This is a genomic window from Actinomadura kijaniata (genome assembly GCF_014138665.1).
In the GTDB taxonomy this organism is placed as follows: Bacteria; Actinomycetota; Actinomycetes; order Streptosporangiales; family Streptosporangiaceae; genus Spirillospora; species Spirillospora kijaniata.
Genome location: NZ_JACJIA010000002.1, coordinates 795,631 through 820,245 on the forward strand (window position 1 = coordinate 795,631; position 24,615 = coordinate 820,245).

Annotated in this window: 25 protein-coding genes; 16 read left to right on the plus strand and 9 right to left on the minus strand. The window is 73.5% G+C overall.

Features of this window, described 5'->3' with window-relative positions; genetic code table 11:
• Window positions 1-167 precede the first annotated feature (167 nt).
• A complete protein-coding gene (locus HNR61_RS11090) occupies window positions 168-1,154 on the plus strand; it encodes a slipin family protein (protein ID WP_182842998.1) in 987 nt (328 codons plus the stop codon).
• On the opposite strand, the gene HNR61_RS11095 is transcribed toward HNR61_RS11090, so the two are convergent.
• Complete coding sequence (locus tag HNR61_RS11095) at window positions 1,120-2,319, minus strand: MFS transporter (RefSeq protein ID WP_182842999.1); 1,200 nt, start codon at window positions 2,317-2,319, stop codon at window positions 1,120-1,122. The genes HNR61_RS11090 and HNR61_RS11095 overlap by 35 nt on opposite strands.
• Window positions 2,320-2,387: 68 nt before the next feature.
• On the opposite strand from HNR61_RS11095, the gene HNR61_RS11100 reads away from it, so the two are divergent.
• Window positions 2,388-2,879 (plus strand): MarR family winged helix-turn-helix transcriptional regulator, encoded by a 492-nt coding sequence (locus HNR61_RS11100; protein ID WP_182843000.1) that lies wholly within the window; start codon window positions 2,388-2,390, stop codon window positions 2,877-2,879.
• A gap of 39 nt (window positions 2,880-2,918) precedes the next feature.
• Here HNR61_RS11100 and HNR61_RS11105 read toward each other — a convergent pair whose 3' ends face one another.
• Both HNR61_RS11105 and HNR61_RS11110 read right to left on the minus strand, forming a co-directional pair.
• A complete protein-coding gene (locus tag HNR61_RS11105; protein WP_182843001.1) occupies window positions 2,919-4,124 on the minus strand; it encodes an FAD-dependent monooxygenase in 1,206 nt (401 codons plus the stop codon).
• Window positions 4,125-4,202: 78 nt separating this feature from the next.
• Entirely contained in the window at window positions 4,203-5,147 is a 945-nt protein-coding gene (locus HNR61_RS11110) for an NADP-dependent oxidoreductase (RefSeq protein WP_182843002.1), read from the minus strand.
• A 135-nt stretch (window positions 5,148-5,282) separates the two neighbouring features.
• Here HNR61_RS11110 and HNR61_RS11115 point away from each other — a divergent pair, with 135 nt between their 5' ends.
• From HNR61_RS11115 to HNR61_RS11135, 5 genes are all read left to right on the plus strand, one after another.
• Complete coding sequence (locus tag HNR61_RS11115; protein ID WP_246442579.1) at window positions 5,283-5,687, plus strand: winged helix-turn-helix transcriptional regulator; 405 nt, start codon at window positions 5,283-5,285, stop codon at window positions 5,685-5,687.
• Window positions 5,688-5,697: 10 nt separating this feature from the next.
• Window positions 5,698-5,856, plus strand: a complete 159-nt coding sequence (gene sp36 / locus HNR61_RS11120) for a Sp36 family protein (RefSeq protein ID WP_157420262.1) — start codon at window positions 5,698-5,700, stop codon at window positions 5,854-5,856.
• Between the two features lie 2 nt (window positions 5,857-5,858).
• Window positions 5,859-6,320, plus strand: coding sequence for a RidA family protein (locus HNR61_RS11125; RefSeq protein ID WP_182843004.1), 462 nt, complete (start codon window positions 5,859-5,861; stop codon window positions 6,318-6,320).
• Window positions 6,321-6,503: 183 nt separating this feature from the next.
• On the plus strand, window positions 6,504-7,346 hold the full coding sequence (locus HNR61_RS11130) for an NUDIX hydrolase (RefSeq protein ID WP_312897865.1): 843 nt from the start codon (window positions 6,504-6,506) through the stop codon (window positions 7,344-7,346).
• Window positions 7,347-7,480: 134 nt separating this feature from the next.
• On the plus strand, window positions 7,481-8,266 hold the full coding sequence (locus tag HNR61_RS11135) for an MBL fold metallo-hydrolase (RefSeq protein WP_246442413.1): 786 nt from the start codon (window positions 7,481-7,483) through the stop codon (window positions 8,264-8,266).
• Between the two features lie 64 nt (window positions 8,267-8,330).
• Here the strand turns inward: HNR61_RS11135 and HNR61_RS11140 are convergent, their stop codons facing one another.
• The gene (locus HNR61_RS11140) at window positions 8,331-9,017 is read right to left on the minus strand and encodes a Crp/Fnr family transcriptional regulator (RefSeq protein ID WP_067825603.1); all 687 of its coding nucleotides are present in this window, start codon (window positions 9,015-9,017) and stop codon (window positions 8,331-8,333) included.
• Window positions 9,018-9,295: 278 nt separating this feature from the next.
• On the opposite strand from HNR61_RS11140, the gene HNR61_RS11145 reads away from it, so the two are divergent.
• The 5 genes from HNR61_RS11145 to HNR61_RS11165 all read left to right on the plus strand — a co-directional run bounded on the left by HNR61_RS11145 (window position 9,296) and on the right by HNR61_RS11165 (window position 13,575).
• Entirely contained in the window at window positions 9,296-9,646 is a 351-nt protein-coding gene (locus HNR61_RS11145) for a BlaI/MecI/CopY family transcriptional regulator (RefSeq protein WP_182843006.1), read from the plus strand.
• Complete coding sequence (locus tag HNR61_RS11150; protein WP_182843007.1) at window positions 9,643-10,518, plus strand: M56 family metallopeptidase; 876 nt, start codon at window positions 9,643-9,645, stop codon at window positions 10,516-10,518. The genes HNR61_RS11145 and HNR61_RS11150 overlap by 4 nt, the downstream gene beginning before the upstream one ends.
• A gap of 207 nt (window positions 10,519-10,725) precedes the next feature.
• Window positions 10,726-11,472, plus strand: coding sequence for an endonuclease III (gene nth, locus HNR61_RS11155; protein ID WP_182843008.1), 747 nt, complete (start codon window positions 10,726-10,728; stop codon window positions 11,470-11,472).
• Window positions 11,473-11,592: 120 nt separating this feature from the next.
• Window positions 11,593-12,255: an NUDIX hydrolase gene (locus HNR61_RS11160; RefSeq protein ID WP_312897845.1), complete on the plus strand. Its 663-nt coding sequence runs from the start codon at window positions 11,593-11,595 to the stop codon at window positions 12,253-12,255.
• Between the two features lie 120 nt (window positions 12,256-12,375).
• Window positions 12,376-13,575 carry a MarP family serine protease gene (locus tag HNR61_RS11165; RefSeq protein ID WP_182843009.1) on the plus strand — a complete coding sequence of 400 codons (1,200 nt, stop codon included), beginning with the start codon at window positions 12,376-12,378 and terminating at the stop codon, window positions 13,573-13,575.
• Window positions 13,576-13,603: 28 nt separating this feature from the next.
• Here the strand turns inward: HNR61_RS11165 and HNR61_RS11170 are convergent, their stop codons facing one another.
• The 5 genes from HNR61_RS11170 to acs form a co-directional block, all read right to left on the minus strand.
• On the minus strand, window positions 13,604-14,059 hold the full coding sequence (locus tag HNR61_RS11170; protein WP_182843010.1) for a DUF309 domain-containing protein: 456 nt from the start codon (window positions 14,057-14,059) through the stop codon (window positions 13,604-13,606).
• Window positions 14,059-14,982: an alpha/beta fold hydrolase gene (locus tag HNR61_RS11175; protein WP_182843011.1), complete on the minus strand. Its 924-nt coding sequence runs from the start codon at window positions 14,980-14,982 to the stop codon at window positions 14,059-14,061. Before HNR61_RS11175 ends, HNR61_RS11170 begins: the two co-directional genes overlap by 1 nt.
• Before the next feature lie 7 nt (window positions 14,983-14,989).
• Window positions 14,990-15,421 carry a phage holin family protein gene (locus tag HNR61_RS11180; RefSeq protein WP_182843012.1) on the minus strand — a complete coding sequence of 144 codons (432 nt, stop codon included), beginning with the start codon at window positions 15,419-15,421 and terminating at the stop codon, window positions 14,990-14,992.
• A gap of 99 nt (window positions 15,422-15,520) precedes the next feature.
• A complete protein-coding gene (nhaA, locus tag HNR61_RS11185) occupies window positions 15,521-16,750 on the minus strand; it encodes a Na+/H+ antiporter NhaA (RefSeq protein ID WP_182843013.1) in 1,230 nt (409 codons plus the stop codon).
• A gap of 224 nt (window positions 16,751-16,974) precedes the next feature.
• On the minus strand, window positions 16,975-18,942 hold the full coding sequence (gene acs, locus HNR61_RS11190) for an acetate--CoA ligase (RefSeq protein WP_182843014.1): 1,968 nt from the start codon (window positions 18,940-18,942) through the stop codon (window positions 16,975-16,977).
• Between the two features lie 246 nt (window positions 18,943-19,188).
• On the opposite strand from acs, the gene HNR61_RS11195 reads away from it, so the two are divergent.
• From HNR61_RS11195 to HNR61_RS11210, 4 genes are all read left to right on the plus strand, one after another.
• Window positions 19,189-19,980, plus strand: a complete 792-nt coding sequence (locus HNR61_RS11195; RefSeq protein WP_182843015.1) for a Fic family protein — start codon at window positions 19,189-19,191, stop codon at window positions 19,978-19,980.
• Window positions 19,981-20,024: 44 nt separating this feature from the next.
• Window positions 20,025-20,639: a pentapeptide repeat-containing protein gene (locus HNR61_RS11200; protein WP_182843016.1), complete on the plus strand. Its 615-nt coding sequence runs from the start codon at window positions 20,025-20,027 to the stop codon at window positions 20,637-20,639.
• 836 nt (window positions 20,640-21,475) lie between these two features.
• Window positions 21,476-22,531: a septum site-determining protein Ssd gene (ssd, locus tag HNR61_RS11205; protein WP_182843017.1), complete on the plus strand. Its 1,056-nt coding sequence runs from the start codon at window positions 21,476-21,478 to the stop codon at window positions 22,529-22,531.
• Window positions 22,532-22,565: 34 nt separating this feature from the next.
• Window positions 22,566-23,729 carry a TadA family conjugal transfer-associated ATPase gene (locus HNR61_RS11210; protein WP_182843018.1) on the plus strand — a complete coding sequence of 388 codons (1,164 nt, stop codon included), beginning with the start codon at window positions 22,566-22,568 and terminating at the stop codon, window positions 23,727-23,729.
• The last annotated feature ends 886 nt before the right edge of the window (window positions 23,730-24,615 follow it).

Consider the following 24,615-nt stretch of genomic DNA (forward strand, 5'->3'; position numbering starts at 1 on the left):
GGCCCCATGCAAGTGATTCCTGACACGATGCCCTCCGCGCCCGGATCCCCTGCCCGGACCATTGCTGACGCCGTGCCCACAGGGTTGGCTGGGAAACGTGGAACGGGGGCCCGGTTGGGGACGTCCCATCACCAGGGTCCACCGCTGGAACGGGGAAGGGTCCGGCCATGGAAATAGTTCTCTTCATCCTCCTGATCGGCCTGGTGTTCTTCGCGCTCGTGGGGGCGGCGTCGTCGATCAAGGTCGTGCAGCAGTACGAGCGCGGCATCGTGTTCCGCTTCGGCCAGGTGCGGCGCGGTGACCAGCTGCGGCCGGGCGCGGTGCGCGAACCCGGGCTGACGGCGATCATTCCGTTCGTCGAACGGATGCAGAAGGTCAACCAGCAGGTCATCACGATGAACGTGCCCGCGCAGGAGGGCATCACCCAGGACAACGTGTCGGTGCGCGTCGACGCCGTCGTCTACTTCCGGGTGATCGACCCGGTGAAGGCGATCGTCAACGTGCAGAACTACGGGGTGGCGGTCTCCCAGATCGGGCAGACCTCGCTGCGTTCGGTCATCGGCCAGACCGACATGCAGGAGCTCCTCGGCGAGCGCAAGAAGATCAACGACCGGCTGCGGACGATCATGGATGAGATCACCGACGCGCCGTGGGGCATCCGGATCGAGCGCGTCGAGATCAAGGACGTGTCGCTGCCGGAGGGCATGAAGCGCTCGATGGCGCGGCAGGCCGAGGCCGAACGGGAGCGCCGCGCCCGCATCATCACCGCCGACGGCGAGTTCCAGGCGTCCAAGCGGCTGGCCGCCGCCGCCGAGATCATGTCGCAGGACCCGGCGGCGCTCCAGCTCCGCCTGCTCCAGACGGTCGTCGAGGTGTCGGCGGAGAAGAACAGCACGCTCGTCATGCCGCTGCCGGTCGAGCTGCTGCGCTTCTTCGACAAGATGGGCGGTGGCCCGGTCTCCACCGGCGAGCGGGAGGAGGAGAAGCCGGGCCTGGCCGAACGCCTCGCCAAGGCCGAGGAGGAGCTGGCCAGGGCCGCCGAGAAGCCCACCGCGCTCGACCCGGCCTCCGACGTCCCGCCGGTGATCGGCCTGGAGGAGCCCGCCCGGGCGCCCGAGATCAGCGCGCCTCAGCCGGAGGGCGACGAACGCTGAGCGCGCGCACCCCCGGCACCGCGGCGGTCGCCAGGCAGGCCGCCGCGACCAGGACCGCCGCGACCGTCAACGGCACGCCCGGCCCCCACCGCGACGCCGCCCACGGGGCCAGCGAGTACCCGAGCGGCGCGGCGGCCAGCGACAGCAGCCAGTCGTAGGAGGTGACCCGGGCCAGCACCGGCCCGGGGATCGCCTCCTGGACGGCGGTCTCCCACAGCGGGTTCAGCACGCCGAGCCCGGTCATCGCGACCGCGTAGGAGGCGATCACCAGCGGCGCGGGCAGGGCGAGCGCGAGCAGCAGCATCGGCAGCGCCAGCGTCGCCAGCCCCAGGTTCGACACCAGCACCGGCCGCCGCGGGCGGACCCTCGCCGCGATCAGCGACCCGAGCACCAGCCCGACGGCGCCCGCCTGGACGGTGAGGATCCAGACCTTCTCGCCGCCGAGCCGGTCCACGGCGATCTTCGGGCCGAGCGTCAGCAGGACGGCGGCGGCCCCGTTCCACACCGAGTGCGCGACCAGGCTGGACCAGTACCAGTCCCGGGACCGCACCTCCCGCCAGCCCGCCACCAGGTCGGTGCGCAGCGACCGGCGCGGCGCGGGCACGCGCCGCACCCGCAGCAGGGCCAGCAGGGCGGCGCTCCCGGCGAACGCCGCGGCGTCCAGCGCGAACGTCCAGCCCGGCCCCACGGTGAGCACGAGCGTTCCGGCGAGGGCGGGCCCGGCGAGCTGGGCGGTCCCCCGGGCCGCGCCGAGCAGCGAGTTGGCGCGCTGCCGCCGTTCGGCGGGGACGGTCCCGGCGACCAGCGGCGACACGGTCGGCATGGCGAACGCCGAGGCGGCCCCGCCCACGGCCTGCGCGACGGCCAGATGCCACAGCCGGGGCTGCCCGCCGAGCAGCTCCACGGCCGCGAAGGCCTGCGCGCCCGCGGCGACCAGGTCGGCCGCGACGGCGACGCGCCGGGCCGCGAACCGGTCGGCCAGCACGCCGCCGACGGGCAGCAGCATCAGCCGGGGCACCATCGCGCAGGCCAGCACCAGCGCCAGCGCGCCGGAGGACCCGGTGGCGCGCAGCACGGCCAGCGCGAGCGCGGTGGGCACCGCGGCCTCGCCGACCATGACCAGCACCCGGGCGGTGAACAGCAGACGGAAGTCGAGGGGTCGCATCCCCGCAAGATAGTTCTTCGACGAACTATTCGTCAACGAAATATTCTCTGACGAAGTAGGATGCGGTCATGGAACCGCGCGACCGGGTGGACGACCATGTGGACCGCTGGCTGCCCGTCCTGCCCGACCTGGATCCCGACGTCGAGGGCGCGGTCACGCGCATGCAGCACCTGACGGCCCACCTGCGCCGCACGAAGGAGAGAACGCTCCAGGGGCTCGCGGTGCCGCCGCACGAGTTCGAGACGCTGCACGCGCTGGCGGGGCGAGGGGGCCGGGCGACCCCGTCCCAGCTGGCGTCCGACCTGGGGATGCCCGCGAACTCGGTGACCGGCCGCCTGGACGCCCTGTCCCGCCGCGACCACATCCGCCGCACCCCCTCCCCGGCGGACCGCCGCCGCGTGGACGTGGAGCTCACCGACGCGGGCCGCGAGACCTGGCGGAAGGCGATGAACGCCCTGGGCCACGAGGAGGAACGCCTGCTGGGGGCGTTGACGCCCGAGGAACGCCGCCAGCTCTCCGGCCTTCTCCGGCGGGTCCTCCTCCGCGCCGACGCCACCTGAGGCCGCCGCACCGCCTTGCGGCGTTCTGAGCCGAGAGGGTCAGGCGCCGAGGGTGGTACGGCGGGCGGCCAGCTCCGCCGGGTAGTCGCGCAGGTCGATGGAGGTGGCGGCGCGCGTGCTCAGCCTGTCCAGCAGCTTCAGCAGCGGACCCTTCGTCAGGGTCCGGTAGATGCGGGTGCGGCGGCGCAGGGCGCGTTCGCTCCTCGGGGCGAAGAAGCCTCCCACCCCGCCCGCCACCCGCTGGCACGCCTTCGTGAACTTCCGGATGCGCTCCTCGTAGGCCGGGAACGCGACCCGGTGGTCCCCGTTCGCGGCGGCCAGCTCGCCCGCCAGCACGTAGGCGCACACGATCGCCACGCCGCTGCCCATCCCGCCGCAGGTCGCGCCGTACCCGGCGTCGCCCAGCAACGCCACGCGGCCCCTCGTCCAGCCGTCCATCCGGACCATGCTGATCGAGTCCATGTAGAAGTACGGCGCGTCCCCCATGTCGCGCAGCAGGTCGGCGGTCCGCCAGCCCATGCCCTCCATCGTCGCGGCCAGCACCCGCTTCTGGCCTTCGACGTCCCGGCGGCCGACGTCCGGGCGCTCGCCCGCCCACACGCACATCACGTTGGCCCTGGCGGCGTCCTCCAGCGGGGCGGCCGAGACGGCGCGGCCCGGCTCGCTGTAGAGCAGCGCCGGGCCGGCCAGCCCGAGCCGGTTGGGCGCATCGAAGATCGCCACGTGGTAGCCGGTGTCGCGCACGTACCGCTCCTCGGGGCCGAACGCCAGCCGCCGCACGTTGGAGTGCAGCCCGTCCGCGCCCACCACCAGGTCGAACGTGCGGGGGGCCGACCGTTCGAAGGTCACCGCCACCCCGTCGGCGGTCTCGGTCAGCGAGGTGATCGAGTCGTCGAAGACGTACTCGGCGCGGTCCGCCGTGCGCCGGTACAGGATGTCCGCCAGGTCGCCGCGCCGGATCTCCACCGCGCCGCCCGCGAACGAGGCGGGCATGCTCACCAGCGTCCGCCCGGCCCCGTCGACCAGGTCGATCGCCCCGCCGTGCGTCTGGTGCTCCCGGATCTCCGCCAGGACGCCCATCCGCTCCAGCACCGACAGGTGGACCTCGCCCCGGAAGTCCACCGCCTGCCCGCCGGGCCGGATGCCGGGGGCCCGCTCGATAACCGTGACCTCGAACCCGTACCGCGTCAGCCAGTACGCCAGCGCCGGACCCGCGATGCTCGCCCCGGAGATCAGAACCTTCATGTGCGCTCCTCGAATGCCGTTCTCGATGCCCCGACACTCGACGACCCCGCTGACCGTCGGCGCACCGGCCGCTGACCGTCACGGCACCAGGACGATCCGCCCCCGCAGCCCGCCCTTCGCCAGCAGGGCGTGCGCCTCGGCGGCGCCCTCCAGCGGCAGCGTCCGCGCCACCCGCGGCGTCAGCCTCCCCGCGTCCACCAGCGCCGACAGCTCCCCGAGCTGGGCGGCGTCACCGGCGGCCCACACGTTGTGGACGCGGGTGCCGCGCAGCGGCGACGGGACGACGGGCCCGCCGTTGACCGCGACGAACGCGCCCCGGTTCCGGACCGCGTCGAGCGTCCTCGCGCCGAGCAGCGCCGCGTCCAGCGCGCCGTCCACCCCGCCCGGCACCAGCGCGCGGACGGCGTCGCCGACATGCTCCCCGCGCGGCACGAAGAGCTCCGCGCCCATCCCGCGCACCAGCTCCTCGTCGGCGGCGCCCGCCTGCGCCACCACCCGCAGCCCCCGCTGCGCGGCCAGCTCGACCGCGTACCCGCCGACCGCCCCGGCGGCCCCGGTGACCAGCAGCGTCGCCCCGGCGGGCAGGTCGAGCAGGTCCAGCGCCTGCCACGCGGTCAGCCCGTTCAGCGGCAGCGTCGCCGCGTGCGCCGCGTCCACGCCGCGCGGGGCGGCCGCCACCGCGCCGGCGTCGAGCACCACGGCCTCGGCGTAGGCGCCCAGCGCCGTGTCGATCCGGTCCCGCACCCCGATGACCCGGTCGCCGACCGCGAACCGGGTGACGCCCTCGCCGACCGCGTCCACGGTCCCCGCCGCGTCCCAGCCGATCCCGTACGCCGGACGCGAGCCCGCCGCCAGCTCCCCGAACTCGGTCATCAGCCCGGAGCGGGTGAGCGCGTCCACCGGGTTGACCGCCGCGGCGGCCACCCTGATCCGCACCTGGCCCGGCCCCGGAACGGGCTCGGGCACCTCCGCGACCTCCAGCGCCTCCGGGCCACCGAACGACCGCACGACAACAGCACGCATGACAGAACTCCTGGTGAGAGGGGTTGTACGGGGGGATCGCCCCGCAGGTCCCACCTTCGCCGGAAGATCGCGGGGGCGGAAGGGGTTACCTTCGAGTGCGTTCGATACCCCGAGGGGAGTCCGCAGTTGACGACGATGACGGCCGCGCAGCGCCGCGCCCGCGCCAAGACCGAGTTCGAGGCGTACATGGCGGCCTGCCCCACCCAACAGCTCATGACCACGCTCGGCAACAAGTGGTCCACGATGCTCCTGCTCGCCCTCGCGCCGGGGCCGCGCCGCTACGCCGACCTCGCCCGCGAGATGCCCGGCGTCAGCGCCAAGATGCTCACCCAGACCCTCCGCCTCCTCGAACGCGACGGGTTCGTGGCGCGCACCGTCACCCCGGCGGTCCCCGTCCAGGTCGACTACTCCCTCACCGGGCTGGGCGAACGCGCGATCCCGCTCGTGGAGCAGGTCCGCGACTGGGCCGAGGCGAACATCTCCGACGTCCACGCCGCCCGCGCCCGCCACGACGCCGAAGCCCAGGTCGCCGGTCGATAGGCTGACCGCCATGAAGAAGTGGGAGTACGCGACCGTTCCGCTGCTGGTCCACGCGACCAAGCAGATCCTCGACAACTGGGGCCAGGACGGGTGGGAGCTCGTCACCGTCCTCCCGGGTCCCAACCCGGAGAACCTGGTGGCCTACTTCAAGCGCGAAGTGGAGCAGTGACCGTGGCCACTCCGGAAGAGCGCCTGGCCGACCTCGGGCTGGAGCTGCCCGAGGTCGTCAAGCCGCTGGCCGCCTACGTGCCGACCTCCCGCACCGGGAACCTGGTCTACACGGCCGGGCAGCTGCCCATGGTCAAGGGCGAGCTGCCGGTCACCGGCAAGGTCGGCGCCGAGGTGACCCCCGAGGTCGGCCACGAGCAGGCCAGGATCTGCGCGCTGAACGCCATCGCCGCCATCCGGGCCGAGATCGGTGACCTGAGCCGGGTGCGGCGGATCGTCAAGGTGGTCGGGTTCGTCGCCTCCGCCCCGGACTTCTACGGCCAGCCCAAGGTCGTCAACGGGGCCAGCGACCTGCTCGGCGAGGTCTTCGGCGAGGCCGGCGTCCACGCCCGCAGCGCCGTCGGCGTCTCGGCCCTGCCACTGAACGCGCCCGTCGAGGTGGAACTGGTCGTCGAAGTCGCCTGACGCGAGGATCTCCGCCAGGCGCTCCTGGCGGGGCCGGAGGGGCGTTCCCGGCCCCGCCACGGCGATGGAACGGCTGGTCGGGGCCCGTCACGTGACCGCGGCGGGCCCCGCCGCTCTTGACGGAACGGTATGCCTTGTGTCCGAATTGACCGCCATGAGGATCACATCTGGGGCCGCCCGGTGGTGAACGGGCTGCGGCTGCCCGACGAGTTCCGGCAGCGTATCGAGGACATCGACGCCGGACGGGTCCAGCCTCCGGCGGCGCGCCACGCCGCCACCGTGGTCGTGCTGCGCGACCATCCCGAGCACGGGCTGCAGGCGTTCCTGCTGCGCCGGGTGTCGTCGATGGCGTTCGCGCCGGGCGCGTACGTGTTCCCCGGCGGATCGGTGGACCCGCGCGACGCCGACCCCGTGGCCTGGGCCGGTCCGTCACCGGCCGAGTGGGGGCGGGCGTTCGCCGCCGACGAGGCCCTGGCCCGCGAGCTGGTCTGCGCGGCGGTGCGCGAGACGTTCGAGGAGAGCCTGGTCCTGCTGGCCGGGCCGACCGGCGAGTCCGTCGTGGGCGACACGCGCGGCGAGGACTGGGAGGCCGACCGGCAGGCGTTGTTGGATCGTTCCCTGTCGTTCCGCGAGTTCCTGGACCGGCGCGGCCTGGTGCTCCGCTCGGACCTGATGCGTCCCTGGGCGCACTGGATCACCCCGGCGATCGAGACCAAGCGCTATGACACGCGGTTCTTCGTCGCGGCCATTCCCGCCGGCCAGCGCGCCCGCGACGTGAGCACCGAGGCCGACCGCGTGGCCTGGGTGAAGCCCGCCGAGGCCGCGGCGAGGGCCCGGGCGGGGGAGTGGGCCATGCTCCCGCCCACGCTGGCGACGCTGACGGAGCTGTCCCGCTTCGAGAAGGTCGCCGACGTCCTGGCCGCGCCCCGCCGGATCGTCGTCCAGGAGCCCCGGGGCGAGATCATCGACGGGGAGCCCTACCTGGTCCTCCCCGAGGAGGCCACGCACGACTACGCGCAGGGGTGATGAGGCTGTGGTCCGGACGCCATACCCGCGCGTTGCTGCTGCGGCTCGCGGGGACCTCGGCGCTGCGGCACCTGGACCAGATCCCCGGGCACCCGCTCCGGCATCCTGATCGCCGGTCGGGGAGGATGGGCGACATGAGCGAGATCGACGGGATGCGAACGGACCGGGCGCTCTGCGTGCTCGCGCCGAATCCGTCCATGATGACGCTGGACGGCACCAACACCTGGATCGTCGCCGAGCCCGACGCCGGCGAGGCCGTCGTCATCGACCCCGGACCCGACGACCGGAAGCACCTGCGGCGGGTCCTGGACCTCGTCGCCGAGCGGGGCCGCCGCGTCGCGCTCGTGCTGATCACCCACCGGCACCCCGACCACACCGAGGGCGCGGGGACGTTCGCCGAGCTCGCGGGCGGCGTTCCGGTGCGCGCCGCCGACCCGGCGCACCGGCTGGGCGACGAGGGCCTGGCCGAGGGCGACGTGATCACCACGGGCGGGCTGGAGCTGCGCACCCTCGCCGTCCCCGGCCACACCGACGACTCGGTGGCGTTCTGGCTGCCCGCCGACCGCGCGATCTTCACCGGCGACACCGTCCTCGGCCACGGCACGACCGTCCTGGACGGGAGGCTCGGCGACTACCTGGACAGCCTCGACCGGCTGCGCGCGTTCGCCGAGGACAACGCCGTCACCACGCTCCTGCCCGGCCACGGCCCGAGGATCGACGACCCGCTGGGCGTCCTCGACCAGTACATCGCCCACCGCCAGGAGCGGCTGGCCCAGGTCGAGGCGGCCCTGGCCACCGGGGCCCGCACCGCCCGCGAGGTCGTCGAGACCGTCTACGCGGACGTCGATCCCAAGCTGTGGCCCGTCGCCGAGTGGTCGGTCCAGGCCCAGCTCGACTATCTGGCCGAACGCGGCCACTGAACGGATCGGGGGCGGCGCCCGCCGGGCACCGCCCCCGATCCGTACATCCGTACGGGACCCGCGGCTACTTCGAGCGCTTGCGCAGCCGCTCGATGTCCAGGATGACCACGGCACGGGCCTCGATCCGCAGCCAGTTGCGCTGCGCGAAGTCGGCCAGCGCCTTGTTGACGGTCTCCCGGGACGCGCCGACCAGCTGGGCCAGCTCCTCCTGGGTGAGGTCGTGGTGGACGTGCAGCCCGGTCTCCGACGGCTGGCCGAAACGCTCGGCCAGGTCCAGCAGCGCCTTGGCGACACGGCCGGGGACGTCGGTGAACACCAGGTCGGCCATCACGTCGTTGGTCTTGCGCAGCCGCTGGGCGAGGGCGCGCAGCAGCTGCACCGCCACCTCGGGGTGCCCGGTCAGCCACGGCCGCAGATCGTCGTGGCCGAGGCCGGCCAGCCGGCACTCGGTCACCGCCACGGCGGAGGCGGTGCGCGGGCGCGGGTCGAACAGCGACAGCTCGCCGAACATCTCCGACGGGCCGAGCACGCTCAGCAGGTTCTCCCGGCCGTCGGGCGCGGTCCGGGTCAGCTTGATCTTTCCTTCGAGGACGACGTACAGGCGGTCCCCGGTCTCCCCCTCGTTGAACAGCGTCTGACCGCGGGCGAGCCGCACCTCGGTCACGTTGGCGCGCAGCGCCTTGGCGCCCTGCTCGTCCAGGGCCTCGAACAGCGGGGCTCTGCCCAGTACGTCCACGTCGCGGTCGGTCACGCTTCTCCTCCTCAAACACCTACATGCATAGTGTGACGTACGTCCCACCGCGTACGTGAAGGCAGGGCCGCAGTGCGTCGGTGCACCGCGCGGCGCGTCACGTCGTCGGTACCCGCACGACGCCGATCCACCCGGTGCGCGACACGATCCTGTACCCCCAGTGTACGGATCATTGGTTGAATGTAGTCACAAGCAGGTCAGAACGGGTATGAGAGACCCCGCTAGGCTGGGTTCGGACGTCCGTCCGCCGGGGTGATCACGAGGTCGGAAAGCGAAACGTGCCGCGACGACAGCTGGGCCAGCTGGAGGCCGAGGTCCTGGCCGCGCTGGCCGCCGCCGACGGTTTCGTCACCACCGCGCGGCTTCGCGACCGCCTGTCGGGCGACCCCGCCTACACCACGGTCAACACGATCCTGTTCCGCCTGCACGACAAGGGCCTGGTCGTGCGGGAACGCTCGGGCCGCCGGTTCCGGTACCGCCTGGTCGTGGACGAGTCGAAGCTGGTCGCGGGGCGGATGCGCGACCAGCTCCGGGTCGCCAGCGACCCGGCGGGGGTGCTGGCGCAGTTCGTGCGGACGCTCAACGCCGACGAGACCGCCGCCCTGCGCGAGCTGCTGGACGGGCCATGACGTCCTCGGTCCTGCCCGGCGTGCTCACCCTCGCGGTCGCCCTGGCGCTGGGCCGGGGCGCGGTGCCGCTGCATCCGTCCTGGTCGGCCCGGCTGCTGGCGACGACCGCCACCACGACCCTGCTCGCCGTGCCGGGGACGCTGCTGTTCCTCGCGGTGAACTACGGCGCGACGCTCGCCCCGCACCTGGCCGCGCACGTTCCCGAGTGGGCGCTGTTCGGCGACGACCGGCCCGTTCCCGACTGGGTCGGCGCTCCCGCGGCGGTCCTGACGGCCGCCGGTGGAGCGGCGGCCGTCAGGGCGTTCGCGCGCTGGTCGCGCCAGCTGCGGGCGGCGCGCGCCGTGTTCCCCGGAGTGCTGGAGACCGACGAGCCCATCGCCGTCGCCGTGCCCGGCCGGGACGGCGGCGTCCTGGTCTCGCGCGGCCTGCTGACCGGCCTGGCGCCCCGCGAGCTGGAGGCCGTCTTCCAGCACGAACGCTCCCACCTCCGCCACGCCCACCACCGCTACCTGGCGGTCGGCGAGCTGGCCGCCGCCGTCCTGCCGCCGCTGCGGCCGCTCGCCGTGCGCCTGCGGTTCGCCGTCGAACGCTGGGCCGACGAGGAGGCCGCCGAGGCGGTGGGCGACCGGCGGCTGGTCGCCCGCACGATCGCGAAGGTGGCGCTGGGCCGCGCCGGGGAGGCGGACGCCGGGCCGCTCCCGGCGTTCACCGGCTCCGAGGTGGTGCGGCGGGTCCGGGCTCTGCTCGGCGCGCCGCCGGCCAAGAACACCGTGACCGGCCCGGTGGCCCTCGCCCTGTCCGGCTCGGCCACCGGGGCGCTCGCCGCGCTGGCCTGCCAGCTCGACCACGCGCTGGCCTCCACGTTCCTGTGAGCCGCCTTCAGGCCCGGCCCGCCGCGACGCCCGCCGCCGCGCCGCCGACCCAGAACGTCCCCAGCACGCGCTTGAAGACCATGGTCCCCCTTCACATAGGTGATCTTGCCGCGAACTGCTATTACACATGTAATAGTTGGGGTCGGCCGCGGACCGTTCCCCGCCGGTCCCGCCCGGCGGGCCCGGACGACGCCTTACCCTGGCGGCATGGCGACGGAGGCGGTTCCGGGATCCGCGCGGCGGTCCCGCAAGTGGGCGAACGAGACCCGGCTGGGCATGGTCCGCCGGGCCCGGAAGATCAACAGGATGCTGGCCGAGACCTATCCCGACGCCCACACCGAGCTGGACTTCGACGGGCCGTTCCAGCTCCTGGTCGCCACCGTCCTGTCGGCGCAGACCACCGACGTGCGGGTGAACCTGACGACGCCCGCGCTGTTCGCCCGCTACCCGACGCCCGAGGACCTGGCCGCCGCCGACCCCGAGGAGCTGGAGCGGCTCATCAGGCCGACCGGCTTCTACCGGGCCAAGGCCAAGTCCCTGCTCGGCCTGGCGAAGGCGCTGGTCGAACGCTTCGACGGCGAGGTCCCGCGCAGGCTGGAGGACCTGGTCACGCTGCCCGGCGTCGGCCGCAAGACCGCCAACGTCGTGCTCGGCAACGCGTTCGACGTCCCCGGCATCACCGTCGACACCCACTTCGGCCGCCTCGTCCGCCGCTTCGGCTGGACCACCGAGACCGACCCGGTGAAGGTCGAGCACGAGATCGCCGAGATCTTCCCGCCCAAGGAGTGGACGATCCTGTCGCACCGGCTGATCTGGCACGGCCGCCGCATCTGCCACGCCCGCAAGCCCGCCTGCGGCGCCTGCCCGGTGGCGGCCCTGTGCCCGTCGTTCGGAACCGGCCCGGTCGACGCGGCGGTGGCCGCCAAACTGGTCAAGACCGGACCGCCTTCGTGAGGAGGGCCCCGCGCCCCCGTCTCCGCGCGACCGGTGGTCGCGTTCCGCACAGGGCCCGCGCGGGAGGTACGCCGGGCGCCGCCTGGGAAGCAAGCCGGTGAGCCGATCGTTGGGAGTGACGTGACCGATAACCCCCCTGCCTCCTGCCCCGACTGGCTGCGCCCGCTGCTGGCCGAGGTCCCCCGGATGACGCTGCCGCCGTTCCTGAGCCCGCCCGCCGACGCCCGCCCCGCCGCCGTGCTGATCCTGTTCGGGGAGGGCCCGTACGGTCCCGACGTCCTGCTGACCCAGCGCGCCGCGACCCTCAACGCGCACGCCGGGCAGCCCGCGTTCCCCGGCGGGCGCATCGACCCCGAGGACGACGGCCCGGTCGGCGCGGCGCTGCGCGAGGCGTGGGAGGAGGCCGGGGTCGAGCCCTCCGGCGTGGACGTCCTGGCGACCCTGCCCGACCTGCACCTGTCGCACAGCGGGTACCGCGTCACGCCCGTCGTCGGCTGGTGGCGCGAGCCGTCGGACATCGCCCCCGGTCACCCCGGCGAGGTCGCGAGCGTCGCCCGCGTCCCGCTCGCCGAGCTCACCGACCCCGCCAACCGCCTGGTGGTCCGCCACCCGTCCGGCATCGCGACGGGCCCGGCGTTCCGCGTCGGCGGCATGCTCGTGTGGGGCTTCACCGCGATGCTTCTCACGCGGATTCTGGAGGCGGGCGGCTGGGACCGCCCCTGGGACACCGGGCACGTGGAGGATCTGCCCCAAGACGTGCTTGACCTGGCCTCCCGCGGCTGACCCCCGCATCCTTCCGGAGCGGGGCGCCGGGGCGCATCACCCCCCACGGCTACCCGGACGGACGGAATCTGGTCCGACGAGGGGACGTGGACAGGGCCGCTCTCGCTATACGGTGAAGCGGTGCTGGGTGACCATCTTCTCGACCTCATCCTGCTCGTGCTCGTCGCGCTGTTCGCGGTCTCGGGGTACCGGCAGGGCTTCATCGTGAGCCTGCTGAGCTTCGTCGGCTTCCTGGGCGGCGGCGTCGTGGGCGTGTTGATCGCTCCTCCCATCGCCTCCTCGGTGGTGGACGGAACGGCCCAGCAGGCGCTGCTGGCCATCGTGATCGCGTTCCTGGCGGCGACCCTCGGCCAGCTGGTCGCGTCGTCGGCGGGCGCCGTGGTGCGCAACCGCGTGACCGACATCAACGCCCGCGCCGTGGACGCGGCGGGCGGCGCGGTGGTCAGCGCCGTGTCGCTGCTGCTGGTCGCCTGGTTCTTCGGCAGCCTGCTGCACAACTCCGACTTCAAGCCGCTGCGCACCCAGGTCAACGGCTCCACCATCCTCGGCGGCATCGACGACGTGATGCCGGACGCGGCGCAGACGTGGTTCGCCTCGTTCCGGCAGTTCGTCCGCAACAGCGAGTTCCCGCAGGTCTTCAACGGGCTCGGCGGCGAGTCGGTGGCCGAGGTGCCGCCGCCCGACGACGCCATCCTCAAGACCGAGGTGCTGCGCAACGCCCGCAACAGCATCGTCAAGATCACCAGCACCGCGCCGCAGTGCGGTCGCAAGATCGAGGGCACCGGCTTCGTGTACGCCCCCGACCGCGTGATGACCAACGCGCACGTCGTCGCCGGGGCGCAGGGCCGGTCCCGCGTCCAGTTCCTCAACGGCACCACGCTGTCGGGCCGCGTCGTCCTCTACGACCCCCGCCGCGACATCGCCGTGCTGCACGTCCCGGGCGTCCGGACGGAGCCGCTGAAGTTCGCCGGTCCCGCGCGGGTCCGCGACGACGCGATCATCGCCGGGTTCCCGAAGAACAGCCCGTTCACCGCGCGCGCCGCCCGCATCCGCGCCCAGCAGACCGCCAAGGGCCCGGACATCTACCACTCCAGCCAGGTGCACCGCGAGATCTACGCGATCCGCGGCAAGGTCGAGCCGGGCAACTCCGGCGGCCCGCTGCTGACCTCCGACGGCCGCGTCTACGGCGTGATCTTCGCGGCGGCGCTGGACACCTCGGCCCCCACCGGCTACGCGCTGACCGCCGAGGAGGTCGCCCCCGACGCCCGGGCCGGCGCCGAGGCGACCGTCCCGGTGGACACCGGAAGCTGCTCGGACTGACGGGGGCCCGGGGCGAGCGTCCGGCCCGTCACCGCAGGGACAGGCGGACCGGTGTGGCGGGCGGCAGGTCCTCGGCCGCGAGCAGGGCGTTCACGGCCGCGGCGACGCCCGCGACGTCGACGCCGTGCGGCGGGTCGGCCGCGAACGGGGCCAGACCGGCGACGGCGCGGCCCAGCAGCGCCCGCGCGCCCCTCGGGTTGCCCCGGCGGACGTGCGTGATCCCCACGGCCACCTGGGCGAGGGACCGCCACAGCTCGCGCTCCCCGTCCGGGGCCCGCTTCCACGCCGCCTCCAGCACCTCGTGGGCGTGGAACGGCCGGTCGGCGTCCAGCAGCCGCTGCGCCTCGGCCAGCGCCTCCGCCGGGGGGAGGTCCAGGTCTTCGGGCATCGTGGGGACGCCGTCCGCCCCGTACGGCAACGGGCGGCCGTAGGCGTCCCGAGGGCGGGCGTTCCGCGCCCGGCCCTCGTCGTCGCGGTCCCGCATCAGCGCTCCGGCTCGGGGTCGGTCAGCCACCCGACGAGCTGGGTGTCGAACGCGCGCGGCCGTTCCTGGTGCGGGAAGTGCCCCGCCCCCTCGATCAGCTTCCACCGGTAGGGGGCCGCCACGTAACGTCCCGACCCCTGCGCGCTGACGGGCAGGACGCAGGAGTCCAGCGCGCCGTGCAACTGGAGCGTGGGCACCTGGATCGGGGTCCGCATCCGCCGGATGTACCGCAGCCCGTCGGGACGGAACTGCGAACGGATCAGCCAGCGGTGGTACTCCATCGCCGAGTGCGCGACACCGGGGATCTGCGCGGCCCGGCGGACCAGGCGTTCGGTGCTCTCGTCCGGCCAGCCGGGCGCCGACCACTGGTGCAGCAGACGTCCGACGAACGCGGCGTCGTCGCGCAGCAGGCGGCGTTCCGGCCACATCGGGACCTGGAAGCCGAACGTGTGCCGCGTCGCCCAGCCCTGGTGGCGCGGGTCGCCGCGGACCGCCTGGCGCAGCCGCAGCGGGTGCGGCGCGCCGACCACCGCCAGGCGCTGCACGACCTTCGGGTGGTACACCGCCATCGTCCAGGCCAGCAGGCCGCCCCAGTCGTGGCCGACGATGATGGCGTTCGCCTCGCCGAGAGACCGCACCAGCCCGGCGGCGTCCTCCGCCAGCGTGATCAGGTCGTAGCCGCGCGGCGGCTTGTCGCTGCCGCCGTACCCGCGCAGGTCCACCGCCGCGGCGCGGAACCCGGCCGCCGCCAGCGACACCAGCTGGTTGTGCCACGACCACCAGAACTCGGGGAACCCGTGCAGCAGCAGCACCAGCGGCCCGTCGCCGTTCTCGGCGACGTGGAAGCGGGTGCCGCCCGCGCTGACGGCGCGGTGCGTCCAGGGGCCCTCGACCTCGATGTCGGACGCGTCATAGCCGGGCATGGCCGGATCAGTCCGTCAACGCGGGCTTGTCGCCGTCGCCGCGCTTGCGCAGCATGGCCAGGTCGTCCCTCAGCGTCTTGCGGGTCCGCTTCGCCCCGTCGATCTTGCGGATCCGCAGATAGCCGAAGCCGATCAGCGCGGCGGCCAGCAGCAGGTAGACGCCCGCCACGATCAGGAACGCCGCCCAGTGCCACACGCCCAGCGCGACCAGCCCGTACGCCGCCGCGATCGACAGCAGGATGACGATCAGCCCGCCGATCATCCCGGCGATGGCGAACATCACGCTGCCGTAGGCGGCCTTCTTGGCGTCGTCCTTCAGTTCCAGCTTGGCCAGGTCCATCTCGGCCCGGATCAGGCTGGACACGTTGCTCGACGCAAGGGCGACCAGTTCGCCGAGGGACTTGTCCTCGATGCGCTCGCCCGGCAGTGCCTCGGACATATCGCTCTCTCCTTCCAAGGGCTCCGGCCGCCCTGCGGACCGGTAGCGCCGCTCCCCAGCCTGTCAGCCGGACCGCGGCGCGGGCCACCCGGCGGTGGCTCAGCCGGCCGCCGCCTCGCGCCGCCGCACCCGGACGCGGCGCCGGAACACGGCGGTGGCGGCGGCCGAGGCGACCACGCTGGCGACCAGGACCGCCGTCGTCACTCTCTCGGATTGTGCCGGGTCGTCATAGGCCAAACCGCCGATCAGCAGCGAAACGGTGAAGCCGACACCGGCCAGCATCGCCACCCCCGCCAGTTCCCGCCAGTGGACGTCCTCGCCGAGGGTCGCCAGACCCAGCCGGACGGCCACCCACGTTCCGCCGAGAACGCCCACGAACTTACCGACCACCAGGCCGAGGATCACGCCCAGGGCCACCCGGTCGGTGAACACCTGTCCCAGCGCGTCCCCGCCCAGCGTCACCCCCGCCGACAGGAACGCGAACACCGGCACGCACACCCCCGCCGAGAACGGCCGCAGCGCGTGGTCGGCGCTCTCGGCGTTGGTGGGCCGCTCGTCGGGCGTCTCCCGCGAGGAGGTCAGCATGCCCAGCGCCACCGCCGCCACCGTCGCGTGGACGCCGCTGCGCTGCGTGAAGTACCAGGCCAGAAGGGCGAGCGGCACGTACACCCACGGCGTCCGCACCCCCCTGGACTGGAGCAGGCCGTAGACCGCGACGCACCCGGCGCCGAGCAGCAGCGGCCACAGCGACAGCTCGTCGGTGTAGAACACCGCGATGATCGTGATGGCGATCAGGTCGTCCACCACCGCCAGCGTCAGCAGGAACGCGCGCAGCGGCGCCGGGCAGGCCGAGAACGTCACCGCCAGCACCGCCAGCGCGAACGCGATGTCGGTGGCGGTCGGGATCGCCCAGCCGCGCGCCGCGCCCTCCACTCCCTTGCTGACCAGCAGGAAGATGACCGCCGGCAGCACCACGCCCGCCACCGCGGCGATCACCGGCAGCGCCGCGTCGCGCGGGTCGCGCAGCTCGCCGTGCGCGAGCTCCTCGCGCAGCTCCAGCCCGGCGAGGAAGAAGAAGACCGCGAGCAGCCCGCCGGACGCCCAGTGCGCCAGGTCCAGATGCCCCAGCCCGAGCCAGGACGGGCTGACCTCGAAGTGCCGCAGCGCCTCGTAGGAGGACGCCCACGGCGTGTTCGCCCAGATCAGGGCCACGACGGTGGCCAGCAGCATGATGACGCCGCCGACCGTCTCGGTCCGCAGGGCCTCGGCCAGGTTCCGGCGGTAGCGGTCCGACGGACGGAACGGCCAGATGGTGACACGACGCTGCATGGATCCCCCGGAAGCGGTGGACGGACAGGGATACGGGCACGGCCCGTCCCGCCGTCAACCGGGAAGGGCCGTCCCCACGCCGACCAGACTTCCCGGCACACCTGCGCCTGACCTTACCCGGATGATCGCCGCCTACTCGTACGCGACCGCCCTGCCGGGCACGTTCCGGACACGCGGGTGGCCCGCCCGCGCGAACGCGGACGGGCCACCCCCGGCGGATCCGGTCAGTCCTCCGTCTTGGCGCTCGGCAGCTTCTGCGAGATCAGGTCCATCACCGTGCTGTCGGCCAGCGTGGTGACGTCGCCGATGCTGCGGTTCTCGGCCACGTCCTTCAGCAGCCGCCGCATGATCTTGCCGGAGCGGGTCTTGGGCAGCTCCGGAACGATCATGATCTGGCGGGGTTTGGCGATCGGGCCGAGCGAGCGCGCCACGTGGTCGCGCAGCTCCCCGGCGAACTCGTCGCCCTCGACCTCCTCGCCGGCGCTGCCGCGCGGGATGACGAACGCCACGATCGCCTGCCCGGTCACCGGGTCGGTCGCGCCCACGACCGCCGCCTCGGCGACCTTCGGGTGCGACACCAGCGCCGACTCCACCTCGGTGGTGGAGATGTTGTGGCCCGACACCAGCATGACGTCGTCGACCCGGCCCAGCAGCCAGATGTCGCCGTCGTCGTCCTTCTTGGCGCCGTCCCCGGCGAAGTACATGTCCTCGAACCGCGACCAGTAGGTCTTGACGAACCGCTCGTCGTCGCCCCAGATCGTGCGGAGCATCGACGGCCACGGCTCCTTCAGCACGAGGAAGCCGCCGCCGCCGTCCGGAACGGGGTTCCCCTGGTCGTCCACCACGTCGGCGACGATCCCCGGCAACGGCCGCATCGCCGCGCCCGGCTTGCCCGCCGTCACGCCCGGCAGCGGGCTGATCATGACCGCGCCGGTCTCGGTCTGCCACCATGTGTCCACCACCGGGCAGTGCCCGCCGCCGATGTTCTCGCGGTACCAGACGTAGGCCTCGGGGTTGATCGGCTCGCCGACCGACCCCAGCACCCGCAGCGACGACAGGTCGTACTGCGCCGGGATGTCGTCGCCCCACTTCATGAACGTCCGGATCGCCGTCGGCGCCGTGTAGAAGATCGTCACCTTGTACTTCTGGATGATCTCCCACCAGCGGCCCTTGTGCGGGGTGTCCGGCGTCCCCTCGTACATCACGCTGGTCGCGCCGTTGGCCAGCGGCCCGTACACGATGTAGGAGTGCCCGGTCACCCAGCCGATGTCGGCCGAGCACCAGTACACGTCGCTCCCCGGCTTCAGGTCGAACACCGCGTGGTGGGTGTAGGACACCTGCGTCAGGTAGCCGCCGGTGGTGTGCAGGATGCCCTTCGGCTTCCCGGTCGTCCCGGACGTGTACAGGATGTACAGCGGGTGCTCGGCGTCGTGCGCCTCGGCGTCGTGCTGGTCGCTCTGGCGGTCCACCAGGTCGTGCCACCACACGTCGCGCCCGTTCTGCACGACGTCCTCGCCGGTACGGCGCACCACCAGCACGTGCTCGACGGACTTGGTCGCCTCGACGGCCTCGTCCACGGTCGGCTTCAGCGCCGAGGGCTTGCCGCGCCGGTACCCGCCGTCCGCGGTGATCACCAGCTTGGCCTGCGCGTCGTCGATGCGGGTGCGCAGCGCGTCGGCGGAGAAACCGCCGAACACCACCGAGTGGGTCGCGCCGATCCGCGCGCACGCCAGCATCGAGACCGGCAGCTCGGGGATCATCGGAAGGTAGATCGCCACCCGGTCGCCCTTGCGCACGCCCAGCTCCAGCAGGGCGTTGGCGGCCTTGTTGACCTCGCGCTGCAGGTCGGCGTAGGTGAGGGTGCGGGTGTCGCCGGGCTCGCCCTCCCAGTGGAAGGCGACCTTCGCGCCGCGTCCGGCCTCCACGTGCCGGTCGACGCAGTTGTAGGCGACGTTCAGCTCGCCCCCGACGAACCACTTGGCGAACGGCGGGTTGCTCCAGTCGAGCACCTGGTCCCACTCCCGGGACCAGGAGAGGCGGCGGGCCTGCTTCTCCCAGAAGGCGAGCCGGTCGGCGGCGGCCTCGTCGTAGGCGTCGGCGGTGACGTTCGCGTTCTCGGCGAGCTCGGCCGGCGGGGGGAAGCGTCGCGTCTCCTGCAGGAGGTTCGACAGGGTCTCTTGGCTCTCGCTCACGCGTGCTCCTTGCTCAAAACGACAGAGGGGGCTCCCGGGTGAGCCCACTTCACCAGGGGATCCGCTGGTTGGGCAAGCGGCCCCTGACAGCCGGCCCGGGGGCGCGGGAGGTTCCCCGCTCCGCTCGGATGCTGTGTGATGCCTGACACAGCAGCTCTTCCCAGGTCCGCGGCCTCGGAATCAAGGTCGGGCGAACACGCGAACCCGGGGTCCGGCCGGTCCGCGCGACCGCATAAGGTCGGGCCCGTGACCGATGCTCTCACCCCAGTCGCCAGCCTCCCCGGCGTCGAGGACGCCGTCGCCGACGCGCGCAAGGCCGTGGACCGCCTGCTCGGCCACCGCATCCTGCGGCGGCGCAGCGCGGAGGTGTCCACCGAGTCCGCGCTGCGCGGGGCCCGCGCCTCGGCCGTGCTGGAGGGCGCGACGGTCACCCTGGACGAGCTGCGCTCCACCGAGAACCCCACCGACCCGATCGTGCAGGGCGCGCTGCGGGTCTCGGCCGAGCTGGGGGCGCTCACCGAGACCTGGCGGCAGGCCCCCCGCCAGGTCCTCGCCCGGCTGCACGTGCTGGCCGCCGCCGACGCCGTCGACCGGGAGCTGCTGGGCCGCCCGCGGGCGGAGGGCGCCGAGGTCGCCGATCCGCTGAAGCTGGGGGAGGCCCCGTCGCCCGCCGAGGTGGCCGCCCGGCTGGACATGCTCAGCGGCCTGCTGACCACGCCGACCAAGGCCCCCGCGCTGGTCGTCGCGGCGATCGTGCACGGCGAGCTGGCGACGCTGCGGCCGTTCGGCCGGGGCGACGGCCTGGTGGCCCGCGCCGCCCAGCGCCTCACCCTGGTCGCCCGCGGCCTCGACCCCAAGTCCCTGGCCGCCCCCGAGGTCGGCCACCTGGAGCTGTCGGCCGACTACGCGGACGCCCTGCGCGCCTACGCCTCCGGGACGCCCGAGGGCCTCGCGACCTGGATCCGGCACTGCGCCGCCGCGACGGCCGCCGCCGCCCGCGACTCCCAGGCGATCTGCGAGGCGCTGATGCGCGGCTGACGTTCGGCCGCCGTTCTGTCGGAGGCCGCCGTTACGGTCGGGGGATGGCCGACCGCGTCGGCGGCAGGCCCGCCGCACCCACCGAGACCACCGTCACCGGCGCCGACTGGGACTCGCGCGACCTGTCCGGCGAACGGCACGAGGCCGTGCTGTTCGTGGACGTGGACATGACCGAGGCGTCCGGGAAGGGCGCGGTCTTCGACGGCTGCACGTTCCGGGGCGTGCGGTTCAACGCCGCCGCGTTCACCGAGTCGGCCTTCCTGAACTGCACGTTCGTCCGCAGCGGCTTCTTCGACGCGACGCTGCGCGGCTGCAAGGTGCTGGGCGGGCTGTTCGACGGCTGCACCCACGATTTGATGAGGGTGGAGGGCGGCGACTGGTCGTTCACCGGTCTGCCGGGGGCGGACCTGCGGCGCGCGTCGTTCACGGGGGTGCGGATGCGCGAGGCCGACCTCACCGGCGCGCGCTGCGGCGCGCTGCGCGAGGTGGACCTGTCGGGGGCGATGCTGCACCGGGCCGACCTCTCGGATTGCGACCTGCGAGGTAGTGAAATTTCCTCCATCGACCCGCTGACAGTCCGCTTGGTAGGCGCGGTGATAGATCCGCGTCAGGCCGTCGTGCTGGCGACCGCGCTCGGTCTGGAGGTGCGCGCCGGCTGAGGCCCCGGAAACAGAGCGGCGGCGCCCTGATCGCTCAGGGCGCCGCCGCCAGTCACGTCACACCGGGTTACCAAGCGTGCACCTGTATTCGTCGGAGCGGGTCAAGCCCGTCTCGACGCGCCTCCCGCGGCTGGTCGCGCGTGGGTACCCGGCTGCCGTGCTCGGACACTTCGTCCGTACAACCTGTGTACGCCTCATTTGCGCTGATGGCAAGCCCTCGATTGGTAAAGGAAGTCCCTTAAGGGGAGGCTGGGACGGGAACGCGCGGTGTGCGGGAGACGCTACGCGGAGTCGGAAACATCGCATTCCGGGCGCCTTGCCCCATCGCCGTTTTGATCACTCACTGTGATCGTTTCTTTTTCGTGACGATCCCGGAGAGATCTTTGGCGGGCCGGTGCGCTCACTGTCCGTGCCGTTGCAGGTCGCTCCCTCTCGGAGCGGGAGTGCAACTTCGTAACCAGGTGAGAAAAAACAACACCTGGCGAGCCTCTTTCCCGCTCGACGGAACTCTCGGTGGTCGGGCAGCATATGTTGCATCTGCCTACACTGGAGACGGCGACTTTGCCCCCTCTATAGATCAATCTGGCATGGCCGCTTAGTGCGTTCCGCCCCGAGGCTTTCTTGGGAAAACGGGCCGGCTCTACCCCCCCGGAGCCGGACCGTCCGGCGACCCCCGCTCTCCCCCCCGGCGGGGGTCGCCCTGGCGTTGGGAAAGGGTGGCGGCCATCGCACCGATGGCCGCCACCCGCCGAAGTTATCCACAGGCTGGGGAAACCCCTTCCGCCGTCGCTCGCCGGACCCGCATCGTGGAACTCCGACTTCCCCCGGAGGCCCCCATGACCTGCGCGGCGACCATCGTGACCGGCGACGCCGGACTCGCCGACGACCTCCTGCGCCTGGCGGCCGCGGCCGCCGCCCGCGCCGACGTCGCCCACAGGGCGGCCCAGGCCCGGACCGCCTGGCACCGCTGCCCGCTGATCCTGGTCGGAGCGGACCTGGCCGAGGCGGTCGCCGCCGAACGCCTGCCCCGCCGCTCCGGCATCGTCCTGGTGACCCGGGCCGACGACCTCGACGACGCCTACCGGCGCGCCCTGCGCGTCGGAGCCCAGGACCTCGCGGTCCTGCCCGACGAGGAGGACTGGCTGATCGAGGCGCTGGCGGCCGCGGCCGACCCCACCGCCGCCCGGGCGACGACGGTGTGCGTCCGCGGGGCGCGCGGCGGCGCCGGCACCAGCGTCCTCGCCGCCGCCCTGGCCCTGACCGCCGCCGAGACCGGCCGGCGCACCCTGCTCGTCGACGGCGACCCCCACGGCGGCGGGATCGACCTGCTCCTCGGCCTGGAGGACACCGAGGGGGCGCGCTGGCCCGACCTGGCGACCCGCCGGGGCAGGCTGAGCCCGGCCCTCCTCCGCGAGGCCCTGCCGCGCCTAGGAGACCTGTCGGTCCTGTCCTGGCGCGACACGGGCGTCCCCGTCCAACCGGAAGCGGTCCACGCGGTCCTGGGCGCGGCGACGCGAGCGTTCGCCCTCGTGGTCGTGGACGTCCCCAAACACCCGAGCGACATCGGCGCCGCCGCCCTGGCCCTGGCCGAGGTGGGCCTCCTCCTGGTCCCCACCGAGGTCCGCGCGGCCCTGGCCGCCGCGACCCTGCGCGGCGCCCCCGCCGACCTCCGCCTGGTCACCACCGGCCCGTCCCCCGGCGGCCTGACCCCCGAGCTGGTGGCCCAGTCCCTGGACCTCCCCCTGGCCGGAGCCCTGGAGAGGGACCGCCGGACCTCCCGGGCGGCCGAGGACGGAGACCTGCCGCGGATCCTGCGCCGTGGCCCCCTGCCCACCCTGTGCGCCCACCTGCTCACCACCCTGACGCAGACCCCCGCCCGCCAGGCCGCCTAGCGGCGGGCCCGGCCACCCGACACGGGAGACGACCATGGAGAAGCACCTGTCCGAAGCGGTCCGCGACCACCTCGCCACCACCGGCGCGGAACCGACCACCGGGAGGCTGGCCGCCGCGATCCGCGCCGAACAGCGCCTCCTGGGCGACAGCGAGGTGCTGGAGCTGTCGGCCGCGTTACGAGCCGAGTTCACCGGCGCGGGCCCCCTGGAGCTGCTGCTCCACGACCCGGACGTCACCGACGTCCTGGTGAACGGCCCCGCCGAGGTCTGGGTGGACGCGGGCCACGGCCTGGTCCGCACGGCCATCCGCTTCCCCGACGAGCAGACCCTCCGCCGCCTGGCCCAGCGCCTGATCGCCACCGCGGGCCGCCGCCTGGACGACGCGGCCCCCTACGCCGACGCCCGCCTCTCCGGGGGCGCCCGCCTGCACGCGGTCCTCCCGCCCATCGCCCCCAACGGAACCTGCCTCTCCCTGCGCCTCCCCCGCCGCCGCGCGTTCACCCTGGCCGAGCTGGTGGACAAGGGGGCGATCCCGCCCGCCGCGGCCGAGATCCTCGCCGCCCTGGTGAGGTCCAGGGCGGCGTTCCTCATCACCGGCGGCACCGGGACGGGCAAGACGACCCTGCTGAGCACCCTGCTCGGCCTCGCGTCCCCCGCCGAACGCCTCCTCCTGGTCGAGGACTCGGCCGAGCTGCGCCCCGACCATCCCCACGTGGTCCGCCTGGAGGCCCGCCCGCCGAACGTGGAGGGCGCGGGCGGAGTGACGCTGGACGACCTCGTCCGCCAGGCCCTCCGCATGCGCCCCGACCGCCTCGTGGTGGGCGAGGTGCGTGGCCGCGAGGTGACGACCATGCTGAACGCGTTGAACACGGGTCACGAGGGCGGCTGCGGGACCCTCCACGCCAACCGCGCGGCCGACGTCCCCGCCCGCCTGGAAGCGCTGGCCTGCGCCGCCGGCCTGACCCGCGAAGCGGTCCACAGCCAGCTGGCCGCCGCCCTGGACGTGATCGTCCACCTGACCCGGACCCCCGAGGGCCACCGCCGGGTGGCGGAGATCCGCCTCCTCCGGCGGGCCCCCGACGGCCTGGTGGAGGCGCTCCCCGCGATCACGTTCACCCCGACCGGCGACCTGGTCACGGCCCCCGGGGCCGAAGCCCTGGCCACCCGCCTGTCCACCCGCGACGGAGACACCCCATGACCCCCTCACCGGACGGCTCCGGGCCCTCCCGCGCCGCTCGCCAGCTCCCGGGCGTGACGCTCCTCGGCCCGGACCAGGAGGCGCCATGAAAGTGCTCGTCGCCACCCGCCCGCGCGGCGGGCCCTGGCCCTGTGACGCCAGGTCCTCCCTCATGGGTGCCGAGACCGCTCGCAAGCTCCCGATCTCGGCACTGCTCAATCCGGACCAGGCGGCACCATGACCTGGGCGACCCTCCTGGCGACATGCTGCGCGGCGGCAGCGGCGTGGCTGCTCACCGGCACTCCCCGGGCGGCCCGCAGACTGTCCCGCCTGCAAGCCGGTCCCCAGGCCCACCCACTGCCGGCCAGGCTCCACCAGGCCCTGACCGCCCACCTGAGCCTGCTCAGGGAACGCCGCCACCGCCCCCAACGATGGCGGACAGCCGTCATAGAACTGTGCGACGGCATGGCCGCCGACCTGACAGCAGGCCGAACTCCGGAAGAGGCCTTCAAGGCGACCGCCAGGATCCTCCCGCGAGAGATCTCGACCTTCCTTCTGACCCCCACGCCCCAAAGCGGTTTTCAAAGCGGCTCAACTCCATGGGACGCCCTCGCACCCCGATACGACACCGTGCACCCGGACCACTCCACCCCCTGGGGCAACACCCCCACACCACAACCCAACGCCCCACTGCGATCCGGCCCCGCGCCCCGGAATGCCCCCGCCCCACAGAAAGTCCTGCCACTCGCCAAGCGAGCGGGTGCCGCACATTCAGCGGCCCCCCTCACACAAAGCACCCGCGGAGACCAAGCCAGAAGACTGCTCTCGCCGTTCGGGCCGGCAGCGAACGAGCCCTCACCAGAGGACTTCGCCGCCCTGCCCTCCCTCGAAAGGCTCGAAGCGCTGG